The sequence below is a fragment of the Aliivibrio sp. SR45-2 genome, assembly GCF_963890165.1.
GTDB classification, from domain to species: domain Bacteria; phylum Pseudomonadota; class Gammaproteobacteria; order Enterobacterales; family Vibrionaceae; genus Aliivibrio; species Aliivibrio salmonicida.
The window spans coordinates 1-24973 of the sequence record NZ_CAWPRC010000176.1; the positions used below are offsets into that span (position 1 = coordinate 1).

15 protein-coding genes and 1 pseudogene are annotated in these 24973 nt (G+C 39.3%); 7 read left to right on the plus strand and 9 right to left on the minus strand.

Annotation, left to right across the window (positions count from 1 at the left end):
• A pseudogene (locus AACV33_RS16375) lies at positions 1-436 on the minus strand (ATP-binding protein); the annotation flags it as partial.
• A 20-nt stretch (positions 437-456) separates the two neighbouring features.
• A complete protein-coding gene (locus tag AACV33_RS16380; protein ID WP_012551732.1) occupies positions 457-852 on the minus strand; it encodes a hypothetical protein in 396 nt (131 codons plus the stop codon).
• 238 nt (positions 853-1090) lie between these two features.
• On the opposite strand from AACV33_RS16380, the gene AACV33_RS16385 reads away from it, so the two are divergent.
• The 6 genes from AACV33_RS16385 (at position 1091) to AACV33_RS16410 (ending at position 8815) form a co-directional block, all read left to right on the plus strand.
• Positions 1091-1951 (plus strand): 5'-methylthioadenosine/S-adenosylhomocysteine nucleosidase, encoded by an 861-nt coding sequence (locus tag AACV33_RS16385; RefSeq protein ID WP_017023313.1) that lies wholly within the window; start codon positions 1091-1093, stop codon positions 1949-1951.
• A 478-nt stretch (positions 1952-2429) separates the two neighbouring features.
• Positions 2430-3284: an MIP/aquaporin family protein gene (locus AACV33_RS16390; RefSeq protein ID WP_065611742.1), complete on the plus strand. Its 855-nt coding sequence runs from the start codon at positions 2430-2432 to the stop codon at positions 3282-3284.
• 81 nt (positions 3285-3365) lie between these two features.
• Positions 3366-4880 (plus strand): glycerol kinase GlpK, encoded by a 1515-nt coding sequence (gene glpK / locus AACV33_RS16395; RefSeq protein ID WP_012551735.1) that lies wholly within the window; start codon positions 3366-3368, stop codon positions 4878-4880.
• 190 nt (positions 4881-5070) lie between these two features.
• Entirely contained in the window at positions 5071-5838 is a 768-nt protein-coding gene (locus AACV33_RS16400) for a DeoR/GlpR family transcriptional regulator (RefSeq protein WP_012551736.1), read from the plus strand.
• A gap of 181 nt (positions 5839-6019) precedes the next feature.
• Complete coding sequence (glpD, locus tag AACV33_RS16405) at positions 6020-7567, plus strand: glycerol-3-phosphate dehydrogenase (RefSeq protein WP_182700412.1); 1548 nt, start codon at positions 6020-6022, stop codon at positions 7565-7567.
• A 159-nt stretch (positions 7568-7726) separates the two neighbouring features.
• The gene (locus AACV33_RS16410; protein ID WP_065611739.1) at positions 7727-8815 is read left to right on the plus strand and encodes a linear amide C-N hydrolase; all 1089 of its coding nucleotides are present in this window, start codon (positions 7727-7729) and stop codon (positions 8813-8815) included.
• A gap of 73 nt (positions 8816-8888) precedes the next feature.
• On the opposite strand, the gene AACV33_RS16415 is transcribed toward AACV33_RS16410, so the two are convergent.
• The 6 genes from AACV33_RS16415 to glpA form a co-directional block, all read right to left on the minus strand.
• Positions 8889-10574: a GGDEF domain-containing protein gene (locus tag AACV33_RS16415; RefSeq protein ID WP_182700413.1), complete on the minus strand. Its 1686-nt coding sequence runs from the start codon at positions 10572-10574 to the stop codon at positions 8889-8891.
• A 162-nt stretch (positions 10575-10736) separates the two neighbouring features.
• Positions 10737-13568, minus strand: coding sequence for a PAS domain-containing hybrid sensor histidine kinase/response regulator (locus tag AACV33_RS16420; RefSeq protein ID WP_017023309.1), 2832 nt, complete (start codon positions 13566-13568; stop codon positions 10737-10739).
• The gene (locus AACV33_RS16425; protein ID WP_241802844.1) at positions 13565-14596 is read right to left on the minus strand and encodes a cytochrome-c peroxidase; all 1032 of its coding nucleotides are present in this window, start codon (positions 14594-14596) and stop codon (positions 13565-13567) included. Before AACV33_RS16425 ends, AACV33_RS16420 begins: the two co-directional genes overlap by 4 nt.
• Before the next feature lie 186 nt (positions 14597-14782).
• Positions 14783-16057, minus strand: a complete 1275-nt coding sequence (gene glpC / locus AACV33_RS16430) for an anaerobic glycerol-3-phosphate dehydrogenase subunit GlpC (protein ID WP_182700414.1) — start codon at positions 16055-16057, stop codon at positions 14783-14785.
• Positions 16054-17412 carry a glycerol-3-phosphate dehydrogenase subunit GlpB gene (gene glpB / locus AACV33_RS16435; protein ID WP_182700415.1) on the minus strand — a complete coding sequence of 453 codons (1359 nt, stop codon included), beginning with the start codon at positions 17410-17412 and terminating at the stop codon, positions 16054-16056. Before glpB ends, glpC begins: the two co-directional genes overlap by 4 nt.
• Positions 17409-19091 (minus strand): anaerobic glycerol-3-phosphate dehydrogenase subunit A, encoded by a 1683-nt coding sequence (gene glpA / locus AACV33_RS16440; protein WP_182700416.1) that lies wholly within the window; start codon positions 19089-19091, stop codon positions 17409-17411. The genes glpB and glpA overlap by 4 nt, the downstream gene beginning before the upstream one ends.
• Positions 19092-19385: 294 nt before the next feature.
• On the opposite strand from glpA, the gene fdhF reads away from it, so the two are divergent.
• Positions 19386-23543: a formate dehydrogenase subunit alpha gene (gene fdhF / locus AACV33_RS16445; protein WP_182700417.1), complete on the plus strand. Its 4158-nt coding sequence runs from the start codon at positions 19386-19388 to the stop codon at positions 23541-23543.
• A 90-nt stretch (positions 23544-23633) separates the two neighbouring features.
• On the opposite strand, the gene pepT is transcribed toward fdhF, so the two are convergent.
• Positions 23634-24863, minus strand: a complete 1230-nt coding sequence (pepT, locus tag AACV33_RS16450) for a peptidase T (protein ID WP_023604279.1) — start codon at positions 24861-24863, stop codon at positions 23634-23636.
• Between the last annotated feature and the right edge of the window lie 110 nt (positions 24864-24973).

Here is a 24973-nt window from a genome sequence, read left to right on the forward strand (position 1 = left end):
TTAATTTTGTTATGTTTATTTTGAATGTTAAATAAAATCCATTATCTACATAATATTGCTTTATTGTGAATTTATCATTTTCATTTAATGGTATGACTTTAACTTTTGTTAGATAAACAGAGGTTGAATATTTTCTTAATTCGTCATTTGATATTTTTAATATATTATTAGTGTTTTCACCCGCACCTTTAATTATTTCTGCGTACCTTTGAGAAATACTGTCAATTTCTTTCATTTCTAGATTTAAAAATTGACTAATATTATTTGCGTAGTGTGAGACATTCTTGTGTATGTATTTATTTTCGACACTGGTTGCTACGGAGGTGATTTCTTTTTCGTTAGTTGAGATAATTTGATACGAAGCGATAGATATGAGGATTGAATAAACGGTGATGGTTCCGGTAAGAGCGACAAAGAATTTATTTTTTAAAAGCATTAATTGGCCTTTAGTTATTATTATGTGTGATAAAGAGTAATCTTTTTCTTCACTGTATTTTGAAGCGTCTTTATTGAAAATGGTTTCTCTAAAATGGCTTTATGTGAAATATTGTATTGCTTCATTTCGCGTAATTTTTCAAACGATCCCATTAGGATAAAGTTTTTGGCTTCAGAAAAAGGATAATATGCATTGTCATTTAAAAATTGCATTTTATCTTCGATTGAATATTTTTCGCTATCGAGATCATAAACAACAAGATCGGGGAGGGGGGAGTCATGCATGTCTTTCGTGGTTAAGCTGTGAAACTTAGCCACATTCATTGTTTTTGTTTCATGCACATCACTGAGCTCACGCAGTACTTTATTCGCTACATCTTTGATTAGAAAATAATTACTTACTATTAATATGTTCACGCTTTTGCTCAGTATGTAGAGAATATTAGATAATGATGCTAGACCTTATTGACTTTTGTATTGATAGCATCTTGGAAGATTGTTTATTTTTATGTGCCTATTCATTGTCGAGCGCTGGTTTTCTTGATTAGAGGGCTTAAATAGCAATCGTTTGCTTTGCGCTGACTTTTGTTGCCAAAAATCATTTTATACTCCTTCTGAAACCCTTATTTACAAAATTAATACTACTGGAGATATTATGCGCTTTATTAAAGGCTTTTTAGTTACTTTACTTACGTTACCTTTGAGTCTTTCTGCTGTGGCAGGGATGAAAAGTGTGACTGTTGAAGGTAATTCTTACGCAGCACCGCAACCCATTATTATTCAAGGGCCTATGCCTATTGAAGCTCAACATTTTGCTGCATTACTTGATGATGTCACGATCGAAAAAACGGGGATTTTTGTTTTTTATAAAGGCACGCTAAATGGATATCCTGTCATTGTAAGCCAAACAGGGAAGGGTTTAGAGAACACGGCGGCGGCAACGGCGATAGCGATAGAGCGCTATAAGCCAATAGCTATTATTAATCAGGGGACTTCTGGTGGGCATGATAAAAACTTAAATGTTGCAGATATTGTTCTAGGTAAGAGAACGGTAAATATAGGTAATTTAAAAACACCGAAAGCGAAAGAAGGTGAAGGCTCTAATTCACTCACTTGGATCCCGATGGATATTATGGCTTCTGCTGGTACCGCTGGTGGTGATGATGCAAATAAAATTCGTTACTATGAAGGGAGCAGTGAATTAATTGCTTCTGCTCATAAAGTGAAATACACGGAAGGAAAAGTGGTTGAAGGGACGATTGGTTCTGCGAACTTTTGGAACAGTGAGTTAGATCGTATTAATTGGTTCCATGATAACTTTGGTACAAGTACTGAAGAAATGGAAAGTGCGTCTGCGGCTCAAATCAGTGAAGCGTATCACGTTCCATTTTTAGCGATTCGTATTTTATCAAACAACATTACTAATGGTGGTCATTACAATCCTAATACCGCGAAATATTGCCAATCTTATGTAAAAGAGGTTGTAGTTCAATATATTAGCGATATAAATAAGTAATATAGTTTACTTCCATTTAATATATCCATGTTCGTTTATGACTCTTTTTGGTTATAAACGAGCATTGTTTTTATTCTTTTGCCTTTCGTATTACATTGCTACTTTAGTGTTGTTTTTGTTAGTTTAATATCTGTTAATTCAATGGATTAGCGTTTAATTGTTGTTTTATTTTTGATTGTTTTGTTTCTCTCCTTCGTTCTATTTTCTCTGTAAATTCGATCTGGTCGTACCTGGCGGCCTTGATCTTTTATGCTCTAGATCTTCTTTTTAATATTCTAACACGCACTTTATGTGTTCGAACGCTCATTTTGGGTTTGTTGATATTTAAAATATTAATACAAAGGAGTACATTTCGTGCTGCTTAACGTGAATGCTGTATACCTACTTGAATAATAATTGAGCCGTTTATCTGGTGTATGAGAGCGTATACATACAAAACTTGATGAAATGAGCTAATAACGAAACAAAGGAATGAATCATGGTGAATAATGAACAACATACATTACTTGGACAATGCATCGCTGAATTTATCGGTGCCGGTTTATTGATTTTTTTTGGTGTCGGCTGTGTCGCTGCCTTAGTGTTAACGGGGGCTGAGTTTGGTCAATGGGAAGTCAGTATTATATGGGGGATAGGTGTTTCTATTGCCATCTATTGTACTGCGGGTGTTTCTGGTGCTCACCTTAATCCTGCTGTAACTATTGCACTGGCTGCGTTTCATGGATTTGATAAAGCAAAAGTAATCCCTTATATCATTGCTCAAGTACTTGGTGCTTTTTGCTCTGCTGCGTTAGTTTACGCGTTATACAGTAATTTATTTGCTGATTATGAAATTGCGAATGGTTTTTTAAGAAGCAGTGAAGCTGCATTATCAACGGCTGGTATCTTTTCTACTTATCCACACCCCTCTTTATCGATACTAGGCGCGTTTGCTGTTGAGTTTGTTATTACTGCGGTTCTTATGTTTGGCATCTTAGCATTAGGTGACGAGCATAATGGCGCGTCTCGTGGTGCAATGAATCCTCTACTTATCGGTTTATTAATTGCCGTGATTGGTGGGTCTCTTGGGCCTCTAACTGGCTTTGCAATGAACCCTGCTCGTGATTTTGGTCCAAAACTCTTTGCTTACTTAGCGGGTTGGGATTATGCATTAACAGGTGCTAGAGAGATTCCTTACTTTATTGTTCCAATTCTTGCTCCTATTGCTGGTGCGTGTTTTGGTGGTTGGGCTTACCCTAAACTGATTGGCGCTTATTTACCAAAAGCTGGGCATGGTTGTACTATTCCTAATCAGTGTGACCCAGAAGACGAAACTAAAACTGCTGAAGTGTAATAAAAGACTTTAAACATAATACTAACAATTATCTCCCTACGAGCTAATAAATTAAAAATTAATACATAAAAGGATTCCATCATGACTGAGCAAAAATACATTGTTGCACTTGACCAAGGAACTACTAGCTCTCGTGCCGTCATTCTTGACCACGATGCCAATATTGTCAGTGTTTCTCAGCGTGAATTTACTCAGATTTATCCTCAAGCAGGATGGGTTGAGCATGATCCACTAGAAATCTACGCAACACAAAGTTCGACGTTAGTTGAAACCTTAGCGAAAGCAGGTATTCGCAGTGATCAAATTGCGGCGATTGGTATTACTAACCAACGTGAAACGACGATAGTTTGGAATAAAGAAACGGGTAAACCAGTCTATAACGCGATTGTTTGGCAGTGTCGTCGTACGGCAGATACATGTGAAAAACTGAAAGAAGCAGGTCTTGAAGAATACATCCGTGAAAATACGGGTTTGGTTGTTGACCCATATTTCTCTGGTACAAAAATTAAGTGGATTTTAGATAACGTTGAAGGCGCTCGTGAAGACGCTGAAGCGGGTAAGTTATTGTTTGGTACCGTTGATACGTGGCTTGTGTGGAAAATGACACAAGGGCGTGTTCACGTTACCGATTACACCAATGCGTCTCGTACCATGGTATTTAATATTAATACACTACAGTGGGATGAGAAATTACTGAAAGAATTGGATATTCCTCTTTCTATGATGCCAGAAGTGAAATCATCATCAGAAGTGTACGGCGAAACAAACATTGGTGGTAAAGGCGGTACGCGTATTCCAATTGCAGGTATTGCAGGGGATCAACAAGCGGCGCTTTATGGTCAAATGTGTGTAGAGCAAGGTCAGGCGAAAAACACGTACGGTACGGGCTGTTTCTTGTTAATGAACACCGGTAAAGAAAAAGTGACGTCTCGTAATGGTCTATTAACGACATTAGCGTGTGGTCCTCGTGGCGAAGCGTCTTACGCACTGGAAGGTGCGGTGTTTATGGGCGGAGCGTCGATTCAATGGCTACGCGATGAAATGAAGCTATTAGCGGATGCGAAAGATTCTGAGTACTTTGCAACTAAAGTAGATTCATCAAATGGCGTGTATGTGGTTCCAGCCTTTACGGGGCTAGGTGCTCCATATTGGGATGCGTATGCTCGTGGTACCATTGTTGGCTTAACGCGCGGCTGTGGTTCAAATCATATTATTCGAGCAACATTAGAGAGTATTGCTTATCAAACACGTGATGTGATTGATGCAATGCAAGCGGATTCAGGTATCAAGTTATCGGCACTTCGTGTTGATGGTGGTGCGGTTGCTAATAACTTCTTAATGCAGTTCCAAGCGGATGTATTAGATGTAGCGGTTCATCGTCCACAAGTGACAGAAGTGACTGCGCTAGGTGCTGCTTACCTTGCTGGTTTAGCCGTTGGATTCTGGGGTGGCCTTGATGAATTGGCTGGTAAAGCTGTGATTGATCGTTCATTTGAACCTCATCATGATGAAATTAAACGTAATCAACGTTACCGTGGTTGGAAACGCGCAGTAAAATGTGCTCAATCATGGGCTGAGCTGCACGATGAAGAGTAATTAACCTAATTTGATGGTTAATTAAACAAAGGGAGCACAAATATTGTGCTCCCTTTTTCTTTTTCGAACTTTGTTTGATATATATCACGCATATTCATGTCAAATATTTCCAATCTTTATGGCTTCTTTGTACACTGATTTCAGATAAAAATAATAAGTCATTGATTGTTCGAAATTAGGGGAGTAATTCGTGAAGCAAATATCAAGACATCAAGAAATTGTGAATTTAGTGCAACAGCATGGTTATGTCAGTACTGAAGATTTAGTGGAGCAATTCAAAGTCAGTCCACAAACGATTCGCCGTGATTTAAACGAATTAGCAGATGAGAACAAAATACGCCGTCATCATGGTGGTGCAACGATCCCTCTTAGCTCTGTTAATACGGCTTACACTACTCGTAAAGTGATGCAGTTGAATGAGAAAGACACGATTGCAGAAGCGCTTGCAAAGCATATTCCTGATGGCGCTACCTTGTTTATCGATATTGGTACGACACCAGAATCGGTAGCAAAAGCCTTAGTCAAAAACCATAAGGATTTACGCGTTGTTACCAACAACATTAACGTAGCGATGATCTTAATGGCGAATCCCGATTTTAAAGTGATTCTGGCTGGTGGTGAAGTTCGTAATCGTGATGGGGGTATTGTTGGTGAAGCTACCCTTGATTTCATTAAACAGTTCCGTTTGGATTTTGGCATATTAGGGATCAGTGGTATTGATTATGATGGTTCATTGTTGGACTTTGATTACCACGAAGTTCGAGTGAAAAAAGCGATCATTGAAAACAGTCGCAGTGTGTACCTTGCGGTTGATCATACTAAGTTTGGTCGTAATGCGATGGTTAATTTAGGAAGTATTACTGAATTGCACATGATCATTACTGACCAAGAGCCACCTGAAGAAATAGTGACTATTTTGAAAGAAAATGAAATCCCTTATGAAGTAATTTCAAAGTAGCTCTCACTTCTAACGAATAAACGATCCCTGATCTTGATTAAGATCAGGGATTTTTTGTATCTCCATCACACTAAATGTTCGTAATCGAAAATATAAAGTGACTCAAAACGAAAGTTAAGTTATCGTAAATTCATCGTATTTAATGTTCGTTCGCTCATTATGAGTCTTTGAGGTCACTACTATGAATAATGGAAACCAAACACACACAACCTGCGCTGTTTTAGATTTAATCGTAGTGGGTGGTGGTATTAATGGTGCAGGAATTGCCGCTGATGCTGCTGGGCGAGGCTTAACCGTTGGTTTGTATGAAGCATCAGATTTTGCTTCTGCAACGTCATCAGCAAGCTCAAAGTTGATTCACGGTGGTTTACGTTATTTAGAACATTATGAATTTCGTTTAGTTTCAGAATCTTTAGCTGAGCGTGAAGTTCTGTTAGCCAAAGCGCCACATATTGCTAAACCAATGCGTTTCCGTTTGCCTCATCGCCCATTTTTACGTCCAGCATGGATGATCCGTGCAGGTCTGTTCCTTTATGATAATTTAGGCAAACGCACCACATTACCAGCAAGTCATTCGGTTAATTTAGCGGCGTCTGGTTTACTAAAACCTGAGATGAAAAAAGGATTTGAATATTCAGATTGTTGGGTTGATGATGCGCGTTTGGTTATTTTAAATGCCATGGCCGCAGAGAAAAATGGCGCAGAAGTGAAAAACTATTGCCGCGTTGAGAAAGCGACTCGTGTGGGGGGGTTATGGAATGTTACTATTTTTGACGAGCAAACGAACACGCGCTTTGAGCGTAAAACCAAAGCACTGGTTAATGCGGCGGGTCCTTGGGTAAAACAGTTTTTCGATGATAGCTTAGAAGAAGAATCGCCTCGTAATATTCGTTTAGTGAAAGGCTCTCATATTGTGGTTCCTAGAATTCACAATGAAGAGCAAGCGTACATTCTGCAAAATAAAGACAATCGTATTGTGTTTATTATTCCTTACATGGAAGACTTTTCAATCATCGGAACGACAGATGTAGAATACAAAGGCGACCCAAGCAAAGTCGAAATATCAGAAGATGAAGTAAACTACTTAATTGATGTCGTTAATCAACATTTTGTTGAGCAAATTCAACGTGATGATGTGGTGTGGACTTACAGTGGTGTACGTCCATTATGTGATGACGAATCTGATTCACCACAAGCGATTACACGTGATTACACATTAGAACTTGAGCAAGAGCTAGACCAAGCACCATTGCTTTCTATTTTTGGTGGAAAACTAACGACATACCGAAAACTGGCTGAAACGGCAATGAAAATGCTGAGCCCATATTTCATGAAAATAGGTGCGTCGTGGACAAGAGACGTCGCATTGCCTGGTGGTGATTTTGATTATCCTCGTACGCAATTAGTGAATAACATTTGCAGTAAACATACGTGGTTAGCAGAGAAAACAGCAACACGATACGTGAATCAATTTGGTACCTTAGTCTGGACATTGTTAGAAAACATGGATTGTGAAGCGGATATGGGACAAATATTCGGTGAAGGGGTTTATCAAGCTGAAATTGATTATTTAATGCACCATGAGTTCTCACAAAAAGCAGAAGACGTATTGTGGAGAAGAACTAAACTTGGTCTGTATTTAAACAAAGAAGAACAAGCAAAAGTAGCTGATTATATGAATAGTTCAATAGCATCAAAGGTTGACGTTAAATTAGAACAAGTGAGTTAAATAAGAGATAAAAAGTACTCAGATAATTCAATAAATGAAATGCATCTAATTCTAATTAGGTGCATTTTTTATTATATAAATTACCAATGAATTAAGATTACTCTTGGCATTATTATCGATAAGAGTACTATCTGAATGTCATTAAAATGAGATAGTAAAATGAAAATTAAATTCCTCTCAATGCTTATTGCGTCTTGCGTAGCGTATTCAGCCAGTGCTTGTACTGGTATTTCTCTTTCAACAACCAATCATGATTATATTCAAGGTCGAACGATTGAGTGGGGGCAGAATGATTTAGAGAGCAAGTTGATAATATCGCCTCGTAATTATCACTACTCCTCGACAATGCCAAATCAACAGCAAGGGTTAGATTGGACGTCTAAATACGGGTTTGTTGGTATTTCTGTCAGTGATGATCGTTTTATTGCTGAGGGGATAAATGAAGAGGGATTAAGCGCCGGTTTATTTTATTTTAAAAACTATGGGTCGCTAGAAAAATACAATTCGAAAGACACAAAAACAACGATAACCGACATGGACTTTATTCGTTGGATGTTGTCACAATTTACCACCGTTGCTGAGGTTGAAAATGCGTTAGATACGATAAAAATAGTGCCTGTTTATCTTGATGCAAAAGGGATCCCATCGCCTACTGCTCATTGGCGTGTTTCAGATAAAGCGGGCAATAATATCGTTATTGAAATTATGAATAACGGCAAAATTAAGATTCATAAAAATACGGCAAAAGTATTAACCAATGCACCTGATTATCAATGGCAAGTCACGAATCTTAATAACTATATTCATTTGACTCCGGGGGTAAGTAAAGGGCAAAAAATTAACGATGTAGAAGCGTTTTCCTTTGGTGTGGGTTCTAGCTTTTTAGGTTTACCAGGCGATATTACGCCACCATCTCGATTCATACGTGCCGCGTTTTATGTTAATTCGGCACCAGTGATGAAAGATGAAGAAGAAGCCGTGTCTCAAGCGTTTCATATATTAAATAACTTTGATATTCCTATCGGGAGTGAATTCAATAGTAAAGCTCACATTCCAGATCTACCGAGTGCGACGCAATGGACTTCAGTGATTGATCAAACAAATGGACAGTTTTTTTATAAAACGATGAGAGACAGCACCATTAAAAAAGTGGATTTAAATAAGATTAACTTTAATGGTAAAACAGAAGAGAAGCGCCGATTAGATTCTGGGCAGTTTCATGTTCAAGATGTTACGCCTATATTATAAAATAATACGTTATAAACAGAACGACTAGATAAAAAGCCTCATATTTGAGGCTTTTTCATGGGCTAGATGTAAATTAGATTTGCAGCTTTCGATGTCTTTTTTCTGTATACATCAGTTGGTCGGCAAGATCTAAGGCTTCTTTAACATCGGTATGAATTAAAGCGGTACCAAATGAAAAGGAAAGATACATGTCTTTTTTTTCAAAATAGCGCTCGAAATGGGATCGAATGACCAACATCTTTGCGTGAATATCCTCAACAGAATACGAGTTAAAGCAAAGTACAAATTCATCACCTCCAAATCGAATAAGAAGATCTTCTTTTCTCAAATATTGCTTGATTAATCGAGCGGCTTCTTTTAGTTGTAAATCTCCGATTTGATGACCAAGCTTATCATTAATATTTTTAAATCCATCCAAATCAATAAAGACCAAGGAATTATAGGTATTAATATCAAGACGTTCTAATTTTGATTTTGTAAAACAGCCAGTCAAAGGATCAATTGATGTTTGTGTATCCTGCGTATCTTCATACACAAAAATCATGATAAATGTTTTATCGAAATATTTTATCTTTTGGCGATAGGTGTGGAAGTGTGTCGTTTGTGAGCCGACTTCAACCGTTTCATTGGACATTAAAATATCAGAGTCATTATTTAATAACTGCTGATCAAGCTGTAAGCACATTTGATAATCTGGGAATCGAGCGAGTACATCATCGGCAGGCATCCCAACTAAATCACATTCTAAATAATCGACATGCTTTTTATTGTTATAAATGGCCACACCTTGTTCGTCTCTTAAGATAAAAAGGCAATTACAATGCTTCATTAAATTGGTAGTGAATAGAATCGATGGGCTTTTAATGCCATCTAATAATTCTTGGTACTTTCGATTGAGTGCGTCCAGATCAAAATTATTGTAATTAATGCCTAATAAATTGAATGGGTCTTGAGGCTTGAACAGCGCTAAAGCGGCAGTTAATTCTGTCTTGTTTTTTGCAATATTAATATTGTAAATAAAACGGTCAATCGGTGGGTTTACCGAATTCTCTTTACTTAACGATTGTTCTGATTGTGTATCAAGATTATCGTCAAGGGCTGACAGCGGCAATGGGTATGAAAGGTGATAACCTTGTGCTATCACTGAACCAAAAGAGTTAATCAGGTTTAATTGATTAACGCTTTCTATGCCTTTTATAATGACCGTATTGCCTAAAAATTTATTCAATTTGTGGTAAAGCGAACGTAAAAAACAAAACGATAAATAATCATCGCTAATGGCGCTAATAAGAGAGCGGTCTATTTTTATATAGTCAAAGTTTAAGTCTAACAAGGGGTCAGAATTAACACATTCTGTACCATAATCATCTAAGGTAAAAAGAACCCCTAGATTTTTTAAGCGCTGCATATGCAAGCGGATTTTTTCTAAGTCAAACTGTTGATGATTGAAGTTCAACTCTAAGGTAAACCCTTTGTGTTTTTGGAACACGGATTCACAATATTCAATAAATGATTCTGATACTAAGCTTTGGGCAAAAATGTTAATGGATAGATTAATGTTTTTTGGGTTCTTTAAGCTTAATTTGTCGGAAAGTACTTGAGAGATTACAGCTTTATCAAAGTTCTCTTTATCTTCAATCGTAGAAATGAAGTGCAAAGGCGATTCGTCAGAGTTTTTGAATCTTAGTAGTGCTTCATAAGAGACAATAGAACCTTCAAAGAAATTAGGCTGATAAATGAAGTATTTATTCTCAAGCATTATTTTTATTATATCCCAATTGAAATTTTTGCTAATTTATCATGGTTAATGACAAGTTACTTGTATGAATAATCACACAAAATGCGAGCTATGCCAAATTTATAGTTTGAATGAGTAATGAAGTAACATTACTGTCCGTAATGATTTTTACTTTGTAAAGCATTACGGATAAATATGAACATTATTTGTGTTTTTATTGATATTTCTGTGTAATAAACGGACAGCTTGTTGAATATTTACTTCTAATAAATTGATAAGTTGTTGTATGTCATTCAGTTCAGGCATTGAACCTACTTTCGTCAACATTTCAATGGATGTTGCGCTTTCAACAAGGCGGAGAGCATCAAAGTTACTTGCCATTCCTTTTACTGAATGGGAATGTAAGCGAATATTTGCAATTTCTTTATTGTCATAAGCGGTGATTAATGAAGTAATGCTCTCTTCGGAGATATCAATAAATGACAGTAAGAACTCATCTAAAATATCATTATCGTCACCACAAATAGCAATTAATGATGCTAAGCTTAACTCGGCTTCGGTGAGTGCTAATGTCGTTATTTTTTCTTTTGAATGACGTTTTAATTCGATGACATTTTCAGTCGATTTATCGAATGGTTTGGTTTCCGTATTATTACAAGTAATTAACTGTTGATGTTGTTTTATTGCATCCATAAACCCTTGTTCTTGAAGAGGCTTCGTTAATACGTAGTTTGCGCCCGCTTCAATGAAATTATCATGGGCTTCTTGGAATACATCGGCGGTACAGGCAAAAATAACGGTGGGCAGTTTAAGCTCTTTTCTGATGATCTTTGTTGCGCTAATACCGTCCATGATCGGCATGTGATTATCCATAATGATAAGATCAAATACCTGTGACCTTAGGGTTTCTATTGCAAGCTGTCCATTTTCGACAACGACGACTTGATGACCCAAACGCTCACAAAACATTTTGGCGACCAAAGCATTCACTTTATTGTCTTCGGCGACTAAAATCGATAATTTTTGATGGATGAGTTCTTCATTGTCATTAGAGACAAGGGCTTCGGGAGTTTTTTCTTTGTGAATTTGTTTTTTTATAACGGTTTCAAGTGGCAGCATAATAGTAAAGCCAGTGCCTTCTCCTTCCACGCTTTCTACTGAAATATAACCTTGCATAGCATCAACGAGTTGCTTCACTATCGCTAAGCCTAACCCGGTTCCACCATATTGTCGTGTTGTTGCTGATTCTGCTTGAATGAAAGGATCAAAGATATAGTCAAGGCGCTCTTCGCGTATGCCGATACCACTGTCTTCTATTTTGATAAGCAGACCTTGTTTACTTTTTGCGGTAAGGGTATGACTGAAGGTTAATGTGATACTGCCCTTATGGGTGAACTTCACGGCATTACTGATTAAGTTGAAGATGATTTGTCGAATTCGAGGTTTGTCACCATTAAATACTGCACCCGCATTAATCTGATCATGGATAATTAATTCTAATCCTTTATCTTCACAGATCGGGATGTAGGTATTTGCAATAGGACTAATCACATCTTTAAAATCAAAAGGAAGGTTATCTAATTCCAGTTTATTTTGTTCAATTTTAGAGAAATCAAGAATGTCATTAAGTAAAGAAAGTAGGTGATCTCCTGATTCGAGTAGAACGCTAATCTGTTTGTGTTGTTCGGGATCTTTTATATTACTCTCAATGATCTGTGCCATGCCTAAAATGCCATTAAGTGGTGTTCTTAATTCATGACTCATGGTTGCTAAGAAGGTTGATTTGGCTTTGTTGGATACTTCCGCTTGTTCTGCTGCATTGAATAAATCAATTTCAAGGGCTTTACGCTTGGTTATGTCTCTTTCTACCGCAATGAACTGCTCCACTGAGCCATCAGAATTAAAGGTGGGAGTAATGGACATATCTATCCAGTACTCTGAGCCGTCTTTATGATAATTGATTAATTCTGATTCAATCGAACCCCCTTCTTTGATGGCGGCAGAGATGCGTGCAACGTCGTCTTTTGAGGTGTTTTCACCCTGTAAGAGATCTCCCGGTTTCTTTCCTAGTACTTCATCGAGTTGGAAGCCTGAGAGTGTAAAAAAACTTTGGTTTGCCCAAGTTAACATGCCATTGTTGTCGGTAATAAGAATGGCATCGTGTGCATGCTCGGCAACAAGGGCAAGCTTCGATTTTTCTTTTTCTGAGTTTACCAGTTCTCTTTTTATAATTAAGGTTTGTTGTAACCGTTCACGTAATTGAAGATAGAAGTAGGAGGCAATCGCGCAGATAAATAACATAACGGTAATGAACATATGATTCTTTATTGATTCGGATTGAGATAACCAATAATTATTTTGTTGTGTCAGCATTTGTTTTACATTGTTGGTAAAAATGTCTTTTTCTTTGTTTTTACTTTCGACTTTAATACGTTCACGAAAGGCGATGTAATTAGATAAGCTTTTAAACCCAACTTGGTTTTTTAATTCATTACTGGGCGGAGAGCTCATTAAACCCGTTAATGTAAATTGTGAGACATACAGTTTATCTTCTAGTTTTGGTAGGGTAGTTAATAGTTTTTTTTCTAATAGTAAAGTCGTGAGTGTTGAATATTCGTATGAGACTTTTAATCTCAGTAGTGTTTCTAGATCGTTAACTAAGGTCGAGACGCTTACTTGGGTGTTTTTTGCATAAATAACGGCTTGATCACTACTAATGAGGAAACTTGATAACCAATAGTTTTGGTCATTTTCTAAGTGTTCAGAAAGGAAAGAGGCTTTTAAATCGGCATTGACCAGCTGAGATGAGTAAGAGTCATAGGCTTTATTGTCTTGATGATTAAAATAATAGAGACTTTCTCTAGATTGAATGATGCTGTCAGACAATGACAAATAAGCACGTTGATATTGTTCGACCAAATGACTTTTGGTGATAATCAACGACAAATACAGAGCAGCACAGGTAATAAATGCGATCAATATAAGACTGAGTTTGTTCGTATTAATTAATATCATTGGATTAACTCCTCTAACGCAGCAGGTCTTGGTGCCGTTAAGGTGTTTAAGAATGCACTGATCTCAACAACGGTCATGGGTGTAAGCTCTTGTCCTAATTGCACTCTAGCCATAATGATAATGGCTTCTTCAAGGGTTTCTGTTTTTCCATGATGAAAATAAGGCGCAGTAATAGCAACATTTCGCAAGCTAGGAACACGAAAGACGTGGCGATCATTGCTGTCTCCTGTGATATCAAATCGACCGAGATCGTTGTTTGCAGAGTCACCAAATTGTGTTTCTAATGCGGCTAAATTGCCAAACTTCTGAAACAAGTTTCCTCCTACATTCTGTCCTTGGTGACAAAATACACACCCCAGTTGTTGGAATTTATCCCAGCCATTGACGGCTATTTGGGATATGGCTCTTTTGTCGCCCTTTAAATAGTGATCAAACGGTGCATCTGGTGTATTGAGCGTTGCCATAAAAGTGACTAAAGCGTCTTTGACAGTGGCTTCTGTGATGTCTCCATTGTATTCCTGTTTGAAACGATTGGAGTAGTGATCTGAAGAGGTAAGAAATTGAATGATGTCAGTCCAATTGCTGTCCATTTCTAATGGATTGTGAATAGGGCCATCAAGTTGTTGCTCTAGACTGGCTGCGCGTCCATCCCAAAAGAAACGGGTGTTTAAACTGATATTGAATAAGGTGGGGGAATTACGAGTACCTTCGCCATGAACACCAATAGAAGCGGGAATAGATTCAGCACCATTCGTAAATATGTGGTGGCAAGATTCGCAACTCACTTGCCCGTTAGAGGACAACCTTGGGTCAAGAAAGAGTTCTAAACCTAATTTAGCTTTGCTTTTTTCTTTAATTTCAACCTTATTTATAGCAGTGATGGCGTTAGAAAAAAACTCATTACTTTTTGGGGTTTGAGTTTGAGTATCAAGATCCCAAATAGGCTCTTGAAAAGAGAAATATAAGTAAATACTGCAAACGCTAATAATGATAAGTGGAATAATCCAACGTAATGGTAAAAATTGCACGGTTGATTCCTTGTGTATATACACTCTACTGAAAAGTATAGTACAAGGTAACTCGATTTAAAGTGCCTAGCTTTAGTTGTCTTAACGTTATAGTTATCAATAATCATTTGCGTATGAAAAGAAAGGTAAAGAAAGACGTCGCATTTCTTCCTTTACCTACCAGCACGTATCTTACGTAGATGTTGTTTATGCCATCAGTGCTTCACATAATAATGAAATTGGATGAATGGTCGTAACATTTGTATTCTCTTCTATTTGCCATTTACAGGTTTCACAATCGGTAATGGCATAATCAGGTTTAGCGGCTTTTATTTGGTCAAATACGTTTTTACCAATCGCAATAGAGGTATCGTAGTTTTCGGTTTTGAACCCATAAGTGCCTGCTAAACCACAGCATTCGCTGTCTAAAACTTGCACTTCTAAACCGGGAATAGCCCTCAGTAATTCAATGGTATAAATATTGCCGCCACTGCGCTCTAAGTGACAAGGCGTGTGGTAAACAATTTTTTTATTCAGTGGTTTCATTTTTGGACCACGACCATTCATGATCTCTTTTAATAAAAAACGGGTTACGTATTCTATTTTCTTCGCCACTTTACTGTTATCTACATCCAGTACGTGTGGGTATTCTTGTTGCAATGTGAAGGAGCACGTTGAAGAGGTCGATAAAATCGGCACGTCTCTACGCTCAATTGCTGCTTCTAAATTAGCGACATTAAATTCTGCATTTTTCTGTGCTTTTTTATGGTATCCATTTGCGATAAGAGGTACGCCACAGCATTTCTCTTTGTCTAATAACTGAACCCCAATGTGCATGTTATTCATGACTTTAATAAAGTCTTTGCCCAATTGTGGGTGATTATAATTAACAAAACAACCATGAAAATAATGCACTTGTTGTTGATAAATCGATTGATCAGTGACTTCTTTTTTATACCATTTACGAAAGGTGCCGTGAGAGTATTTTGGCAACGATTTATGATCATGAACCCCAATCGTTTTATGCATCACTTTTTTGACTAATGGTACGCTCGTCATCGCATTCACAATAGGAGCTACCGGGGTTGCTACCGATCCAAACAGATCGGTATGGCTTAATACGAAATCACGAATACCTTTCATGTTATACGCGGGCTTTCCGTATTTTCCACGGGCGACTGCGATCATATCGCCAATTTTTACACCAGACGGGCAAGCGGTTTCACAACGTTTGCAGTTGGTGCATAACTTTAAGGTTTCATCAAAATATTCAGGGCTTTTAAAGCGTAAACGTTCGCCATCTGGACCACATTGTTTTGGGCCAGGGTAATCAGGGTTTTCTTTAGCCACAGGGCAATAAACAGTACATACGGTGCATTTTAAACACTGATCAAAACTGGTATTAGCTGGCGCTCTGAAAATCAGATTTTCTTTCGAGAAGCTGTCTTTTAATAAATTAGAGCGAAATAGTGGGTTGCTCATAATGCGACCTCAGCGTGTTGTATTGGTTGAGTCTTTACCGATTGCTGCTTAATAATGGTTTCAGCCGCATGGAATCCAGTGCTAATTGCCACACCACTGCCACAGCCTTCTAGTATTGGGTTATAACCAGAAAGAATAGCACCCGCACAAAAAAGATTATTAATGACATGCTCTGACTTTAAGGCTTGAAATTGGTCATTAGTTTTAACGCCCATACTTAAAAATGGATGGGATAGTGGACTAAAAAATTCAGGATTGTACCAATCCGTTCGAGAATCGGTTTGGTCGATATCTAAACCAAAAATAGGTTCTTGCATTGAATCCACACTTGCCTTTAACCCTTGGCTGAAGAAACTGCCTGTGGCTAAAACAAAGTGTTTTGCTTGCAGTGGAAAATCTCCATGATTCTTAGTAAATAGTCGATTTAAATGGTAATAAGAATTGGTCGGGTCTTCTTTTTCTACATAAGAAAACTCTCCTTGAATTACGTGATCACCATTAAATAAGGTGCCCCCTTGATTAATGAAAGCGTGTTTCATCGATTCCTCTAAACGTATTCCTAAAAGTGATGGTGGCATGGTAGGGACTTCGCATAATGTCAGTTGCGTTAGGGCTTCAATTTCTTTTAATAATGCTAGGCCAGTGCCATTACCAAAAATCGCGGGGATCACAACAAGATCACCCGGATTTGCGTGTTGCTGTAATGCGTGGGCAAACTCTTGTAAGTTAGCGCGTTTTGACAGAATTCGAGAAAGATCAATGGATCGTAATTCACAATGATTACGTTTGATGTCTTTAAATGCAGACAAAGAAACAGACGCGGTTGTGATCTCAAGATTAGATAATTGAGGTACCAATTTTAAATTGTCTTGCGCCAGTTTTGGTTGAAAATCACGAAAGCCATCAATGGTGATCAATACCATTTTCTTTACGCTGCTATTTTCTAATGTCATTGGGAACTGATGAACAAAAGGTTGTGATAGCCAAGTCGATTTCATGGTGCCTAATGGTGTTAAACGATAATGATTATGACCATCTTGTTGTGCGCGTAATGGCACCCCGATGTCGGACAGCTTGGTTTGATACCAAGTTAAAGCACGACTGACGGTCTCTTTTCCAAGAACTGAATAAGGATGGGTAGGGTAATTATCTTTAAAGTACTCAATCGTCCTCATTGGGTCTACAACATGCTTTCCATCGGGTGTTTTTGCTAATACATCCACAGAGCCAGAAGAGAAATGTAAAGCACTTTGTCCCGATGCGATTACGGCCGTTTTTAATCCGGCTTCAAGACAACGAAGTGCACAACTTAAGCCGGCCATGCCGCCTCCGATGATGATAGTATCAAATTTCATAATGTGGCCTCTTGTTGTTCTTGTTTTGGTTGAGACGAAGTGCTCTGTTCCGTTTTTGTAGAGAGTGTCGGTATGTCACTGGCACCGAATAAGCCTTCATAAATCCAGTAACTGAATTCGGCCTCGCGCAGAGCATCGCCCCAAAATACGGGTTTAATGCCTTTCCAACGCTCTTCTAAAAAGTGGCTTAATAATTGGCTTGATTGATTACCGCTGATTTGACCATATTCTTCAAATAATCCTGCCGCGCGGTAGGTGCAGAGTTCACCTTGGCACGGTCCCATTCCTAACCGTGTTCTGCGGCGTAAATCCACTAAGTTATGCACGTCTAATTGTTTAATGGCGTAATTGATTTCACCTTGAGTCACCATTTCGCACTCACAGATCACGGCTTGATCTTTTGCATCATCCGTTAAGAATTGATCTGCTCGTTCACCATGACGATAAATCGCACTTTGATAAACGGGTTTTGCTAGGCTTGCTGTTTTCTTGGCGGCAATAGAGGCACCGTTCGATCCAGGAAGCGATCGTAAGTGAGTCGTACACTCTTGGTTGTTTCCCAGTTTTCTAGCGATCATGTCGGTGGTCATTTCAGCCATGAGTCGAGAGGTCATTAATTTACCTCCCGTAATCGTCGTAAAGCCGTTGAGCCCGTCTTTTTCTGCGTGATCAAGCAACACAATGCCACGACTGATATTTCGACCTGAACCATCATCATCAACAGCGACCAACGGACGAACACCTGCATAAGCACGAAGTACACGAGTATTTGCCATTATTGGGGCTAACTTAGCGCCTTCACTCAGTAAAATATCCACTTCTTTAGCTGTGACATGTAAGTCATCAATTTTATCGTAGTCAATGTGCTCAGAGGTGGTTCCTATCAGTGAAATTGTGTCACCGGGAACTAAAATGTCAGCATCTGATGGCTTACGGCAACGGTTGATTACCAAATTATTAATACGATAATCTAAGATAAGCAGAGAACCTTTGGCTGGGAACATCTTGATGCTTAAATCGGCGTATTCACAAATATTTTGTCCCCAGATCCCTGCCGCATTAATGACTTCTTGAGCGAAAATCTCAATCTTTTGATTGGTACGAACATCAATACAATTCACACCAAGTACCGTATCTTGATGGCGAATAAGTGAAGTTACGTGAGTGTGTGTGAGCAAACGCGCGCCATTTTCTTTCGCATCCAGCACATTTGCTGCACATAAACGAAAAGGGTCGAGCGTTCCATCTGGCACTTGAACCGCACCAATAAGATTAGGGTTTACATTAGGTTCTAATAATAGGGCTTCTTTGGGGGTTAATTGCTTGGCGTCAATGCCTGCGGTTTTACATGATTCAATGAATTGTGCTTGGAAATTTAAATCGTCGTCAGGCAGTGAGATAAACAAGCCTTGGGTATCTTCAACACAATGTTTTGCGATGCTTTTAAGGATTTTATTCTCATGGATACATTCTTTGGCAGATTCAGGATCGGTGACGGCATAGCGAGCGCCTGAGTGCAGTAAACCATGATTTCGACCAGTGGTTCCTGAGGCCAAATCGTCTTTCTCAATCAAAATACAATTGATCCCACGCAGTGCACAATCACGCATGATTCCTGTGCCTGTAGCGCCGCCTCCAATGATAATAACAGAGGTTTCTAATCGAGAAGTTTTATCCATAATTTGGTCTCTTTTTTACCACTTTTGATGTATGAAACCATGATGATATTTATGTTCGACACTTTCTTTGATTTAGCTCAATTATGTTCGTTCGAGCGCTCGATTTGCTTTCGTTTTGGTGGGTAGGTCACATTCAAATAAATAAACGAACACAAAAGTAGGCTATTTACCAGATGGTTCATGGGTAAAAAAAGCGTTTTTGTCGTGACAATATTGCAAAGATGCGATGGGGTTCAAATCCACTTAAAAAGTAATGATATAATCGAGGTAATTATTAGTAAATCTAGGTACTGAATGATGAAAATAACTATAGATAAACAAACATTCACTATCGATGAAGAGATAACACTGTTAGCAGCGGCAAAGGAATGCAATATTGAAATCCCTTCACTGTGCGGAAATAACATCAATGGTGAAAAATTGCCATGTGATTTGTGTGTAGTTGAAATTGAAGGGCAAGGAGTTCAACGTGCTTGTGAAACTCAAGTCGTTGATGGTATGCAAGTGATCACTTCGTCTGAAGCGTTAGCAAAACGCCGTCAAAGTGGATTAAATAAAATACTTTCTGATCATTACGCCGATTGCGAAGCGCCGTGCCAAACCGCGTGCCCTGCTGGCGTAGATATACAGTCATATCTGTATCATATTTCGCAGAATGATCATCAAAAAGCGATTGAAGTCATCAAACGAACATTACCAATGCCATTATCGATTGGTCGTGTGTGTCCTGCTTTCTGTGAAACAGAGTGTCGTCGTGGTTTAGTTGATGAACCATTGGCTATCCGTCAACTAAAACGTCACGCGGCTGATGCCGATTTACACGCTCAAGAATCCTATGTACCACCAAAAAAAGCAGACAAAGGTAAATCCATAGCTGTTATTGGTAGTGGCCCTGGCGGTTTAACCTGTGGTTATTACCTAACCAATGAAGGTTACCGCGTCACGGTATTTGATTCGATGCCTAAAGCGGGTGGTTGGTTACGCTATGGTATTCCTGAGTACCGTTTACCAAAATCGATTTTAGATAAAGAAATTGAGTTGATGTGCCGCAACGGTATGGAGATCCAAACCTCGGTTAAATTAGGTGAAGATTTCTCGTTATCGCAACTAAGTGATGATTATGATGCGGTGTGTTTGGCTGTTGGTGCGTCTAAAGCGGTTGAAATGCATTATCAAGGCAGTGATCTGGGTGGGTGTTATTTAGGTGTCGATTACCTAAAAGATTACGTCATGGAATCCAAACTTATTACGGGTAAAAAAGTAGCCGTGATTGGTGGTGGTAATACCGCGATTGATTGTGCTCGTACAGCGGTACGTGATGGTGCAGATACCACGCTTATTTATCGTCGTACTCGTGAAGACATGCCAGCCGAAGACTATGAAGTGGTTGAAGCTGAACATGAAGGCGTTAAATTCCATTTCTTAACTAATCCTGTTGAGAATATTGCAGATTCAGAAGGCCGTGTTACTCAAGTTCGCTTAGAGAAAATGGCATTGGGTGAACCTGATGCATCAGGCCGCCGAAGCCCTAAAGCGACAGGTGAATTCTTCATTGAAGACTTTGATACTGTAATTTCAGCTGTATCTCAAAAACCAGATTTAAGCTTTTTAGAAAACGACACTATTGATTTACCGTTAACACGTTGGAACACGGCTGATTCTAATAGCCTAACCATGCACAGTGGTGTGAAAAACATCTTTAGTATTGGTGATTTTCGTCGTGGTCCTGCAACAGCGATTGAAGCCGTTGCTGATGGACGTATTGCCGCTGAAGCGATTGATCGTTTCTTTAAAGGTGATATGGAAAAAATCCCGACTAAGTTGTTTAATTCTCAAAAAGAGAAGAAGACTAAGCAAGTAGACCCTAAGTATTTTGAGCACATCCAAAAAGCGATGCGCGTTATCATGCCTGAATTAACGGCAGAGCAGCGTGAGCAAAGTTTTGAAGAAGTCGAAACGGGCTTTGATAATGCGGATGCGATCCGTGAAGCAGAGCGTTGTTTAGAGTGTGCGTGTCAGGCGAATACTGATTGTGGCTTGCGTGATTACGCGACGGAGTACAAAGCCGATGAAACCGATTTAAGTAACGAAAGTAAGCAGAAATTTGCGATTGATACCAGCTCTGAGTTCATTGTGTTTGATGCCAACCGTTGTATCAGCTGTGGTCAATGCGTAGAAGCGTGTAACGAAAAAGGCGTACATGGTGTATTGAGCTTCATGAAGAATGAAGACGGTACCAATGCCTCTCGCCCTGAATGTCGTGCTGGTTTTGAGCATGGTTATGACATGGGTAACTCCAATTGTGTGCAATGTGGTGCGTGTGTTCAAGCGTGTCCTGTTGGTGCATTGGTTGATGCACGTGATAAATCACAAGGTCGAATTGAGTTATTAAAACCGGTCGATACTATTTGTACTTATTGTGGTGTCGGCTGTAAGTTGACAATGTTAGTGGATGAATCGAAAAACAAAATTAAGTACATACAAGGTGCGAAAGGCTCTCCAGTTAATGAGGGCATGTTATGTGTGAAAGGACGTTTTGGTTTTGATTTCGTTGGTAGTGATCAACGTTTAACAACACCATTAATTCGTAAAAATGGTGAATTAGTACCAGCAAGTTGGGAAGAGGCAATAACGCTTGTTGCTGACAAGTTTAGTGCAATTAAAACGCAATATGGCGGAAATGCATTAGCGGGATTCTCTTCGGCAAAAACCACCAATGAAGATAACTACGCCTTCCAAAAATTGGTTCGTTGTGAGTTTGAAACCAATAACCTCGATCATTGTGCGCGTCTTTGTCACTCAACGACAGTGACTGGCCTTGAAGCCTCGATTGGCAGTGGGGCAATGACCAATGATATACCAAGTATCAAGCATTCAGATCTGATCTTTATTATTGGTTCAGATACCACATCTGCTCACCCGATCATTGCTTCGCATATCAAACAAGCTATTCGTCATCACGGTGCGCGTTTGGTTGTGGCGGATCCTAAGCAAGTGGATATCTCGGATCATGCTGAGTTATATGTAGCGCAGCGTCCGGGTACCGATGTGATGTTACTTAACGGTATTATGCAGCAGATCATCAAAAACGACTGGCACGATCAAGCATACATCGCTGAACGTGTTGAAGGTTTTGATGAACTAAAAACTGAAGTGATGTCAGAGACATATTCGCCTGAGAAAATTGAGCTAATCACCGGTGTGAAAGCGCACGATGTGATTGAAATGGCACGTTATATCGGTACAGCAAAACGTACGGCTATTTACTATTCAATGGGCATTACACAGCACACGACAGGGCATGACAACGTTCGTTCTATTGCTAACCTGCAAATGCTGTGTGGCAACATTGGTATTGAAGGTGGCGGTATTAACCCACTTCGTGGTCAATCAAACGTGCAAGGTGCGTGTGATATGGGCGCATTACCAACGGATTTCCCGGGTTACCAAAAAGTGGAGAATCCTGCGGTTTACGAGAAGTTCGTTAAAGCGTGGAACAAGCCAAACTTACCAAATAAGAAAGGGTTAACGCTAACGGAAATCATCGATGCCGCGTGTCATTCTGAAGTGAAAGGCTTATTCGTGATGGGTGAAAACCCGGTATTGAGTGATCCTGATCAAGCGCACGTTATTCACGGTTTAGAGACGTTAGATTTCTTAGTGGTACAAGACATCTTCATGACAGAAACCGCCGCATACGCAGACGTGATCTTGCCTTCGTGTTCGTTTGCAGAGAAAGCGGGCCACTTTACTAATACTGAGCGTCGTGTTCAGCGTATCTCACCTGCGGTTAATCCTCCGGGTGAAGCGAAAGAAGATTGGTGGATTATTCAAGAAATTGCGAAAGCGATGGGCGGAGATTGGAGCTATCAATCGGTTGAAGACATTACTGAAGAAATCACTCAAGTGACTCCTCAGTATCAAGGCATGCATTGGGATGCGATTGGTAAAAATGGACTTCAATGGCCGTGTAATGATGTGAATCCACAAGGAACTCGCATTATGCATAGCGAGCAATTCATTCGTGGAAAAGGTCAAATGGCAGCGGTTCCATTTAGATACGCCGCAGAACTGCCTGATGAAGAGTATCCATTAGTCCTTACAACGGGTCGCTTATTAGAGCAATATCATACCGGCACCATGACTCGTAAAACCAAAGGGTTGAACAACCTTGCAGGGCCGCGAGCTATGATCAGTGTGGCAGATGCAGAGCGTCTTGGTATCTCTAACAGTGAAATGGTTAGAGTCTCGACCCGTCGTGGCACCATTGAGGCTCCTGCATTTGTGACTAAGCGTATGCAAGAAGGGGTGGTGTTTGTTCCGTTCCACTTTGTTGAAGCGGCGGCGAATAAATTAACCACAACAGCGTTAGATCCTCATGCGAAGATCCCAGAGTTTAAAGTTGCCGCAGTGAAAGTTGAGAAGATCGTAGTACCAGAAATGTGTGAATAATAATTATACGTTAAAATAAAAAATGCCCGATGGTTATACAATCATCGGGCGTTTTTGTTTGTGACTTTTCTCTTTTTGAACAGAGTTAAATTACTTATTGTTCAGTGCATTTAGCTCTGCAATTTTTACAATCACATCAACCGCTTGTTTCATGCCATTAATTGTAATGAATTCGTGAATACCGTGGAAATTGTAACCACCGGTAAAGATATTAGGGCAAGGTAAACCCATAAACGACAAACGAGCGCCGTCTGTGCCGCCACGAATAGGTTTGATGTCTGGTTGCACATCACACGCAGTCATCGCTTGTTTTGCTAATTCAATAACGTGTGGATGAGGCTCTACCATTTCACGCATGTTGAAGTAACTGTCAGTTAAAATCAGTTCAACACGGCCTTTTTCTAGTCTTTCGTTCAGTTCATCGACTTTTTGTTGCATAAAGGCTTTACGCTCTGCCATGCCTTCACGGCTAAAGTCACGCACAATATAGCCCAGTTCGGTTTTTGCCACGCCGCTTTCCATTGATTTCAAATGATAGAAACCTTCGTAGCCTTCTGTGCCTTCTGGTGTTTCATCGCTCGGCATCATCAATTGGAATTGTGCGGCAATGTTCATTGAGTTGATCATCTTGCCTTTTGCTGTGCCTGGGTGAACGTTGACACCATGACAAATCACATCAGCGCTAGTTGCATTAAAGTTTTCGTATTCCAACTCGCCAACAGGGCCACCATCAATAGTGTAGGCCCATTGTGCGTTGAATTTTTCAACATTAAATAAATTAGCACCACGGCCAATTTCTTCATCTGGCGTAAAACCAATGCAAATATCACCGTGTGGGATCTCAGGGTTTGCTTGCAGTACTGCGATTGCTGTTAGAATTTCTGCAATACCCGCTTTATTATCGGCACCAAGTAATGTTGTACCATCTGTGGTAATTAAATCGTGACCAATAAGCGTATTTAAATCAGGAAATTGAATTGGATTGAGTTCTTCACCACTCGTACCAAGTGCGATGATATCACCTTGATAATTCTTAATAATTTGTGGTTTAACATTTTCACCAGACGCATCTGGTGCAGTATCCATGTGGGCAACAAATCCAATAGCTGGCACATCATAATCAACATTTGAAGGCAAACGAGCCATGACATAGCCATTCTCATCAACAGAGACATCGGCAAGCTTTAATTCTTTTAGTTCGATAACTAATTGGTTAGCAAGATTAAGCTGCTTTTCTGTACTTGGACATTGTGGTGCTGAAGGGTTGGATTGAGTATCGATACTCACATAAGAAAGAAAGCGTTCAACAAGTTGTTTCATGGAGCCTCTGCATAATTAAAAAATGTGGAATGAGTATGGATCTAAATGCAGAACGTGTTGTTGCGGTACATCATAAAAAATGAAAGTGATAAGTATTTATCGATAAAATA

Coding starts and splice junctions, on each gene's coding strand:
- glpB (WP_182700415.1), bottom strand. CDS start 17,412: ATGAAATTTGATACTATCATCATCGGAGGCGGCATGGCCGGCTTAAGT.
- AACV33_RS16420 (WP_017023309.1), bottom strand. CDS start 13,568: ATGATATTAATTAATACGAACAAACTCAGTCTTATATTGATCGCATTT.
- pepT (WP_023604279.1), bottom strand. CDS start 24,863: ATGAAACAACTTGTTGAACGCTTTCTTTCTTATGTGAGTATCGATACT.
- glpA (WP_182700416.1), bottom strand. CDS start 19,091: ATGGATAAAACTTCTCGATTAGAAACCTCTGTTATTATCATTGGAGGC.
- glpC (WP_182700414.1), bottom strand. CDS start 16,057: ATGAGCAACCCACTATTTCGCTCTAATTTATTAAAAGACAGCTTCTCG.
- glpD (WP_182700412.1), top strand. CDS start 6,020: ATGAATAATGGAAACCAAACACACACAACCTGCGCTGTTTTAGATTTA.
- AACV33_RS16415 (WP_182700413.1), bottom strand. CDS start 10,574: ATGCTTGAGAATAAATACTTCATTTATCAGCCTAATTTCTTTGAAGGT.
- AACV33_RS16385 (WP_017023313.1), top strand. CDS start 1,091: ATGCGCTTTATTAAAGGCTTTTTAGTTACTTTACTTACGTTACCTTTG.
- fdhF (WP_182700417.1), top strand. CDS start 19,386: ATGATGAAAATAACTATAGATAAACAAACATTCACTATCGATGAAGAG.
- AACV33_RS16410 (WP_065611739.1), top strand. CDS start 7,727: ATGAAAATTAAATTCCTCTCAATGCTTATTGCGTCTTGCGTAGCGTAT.
- glpK (WP_012551735.1), top strand. CDS start 3,366: ATGACTGAGCAAAAATACATTGTTGCACTTGACCAAGGAACTACTAGC.
- AACV33_RS16390 (WP_065611742.1), top strand. CDS start 2,430: ATGGTGAATAATGAACAACATACATTACTTGGACAATGCATCGCTGAA.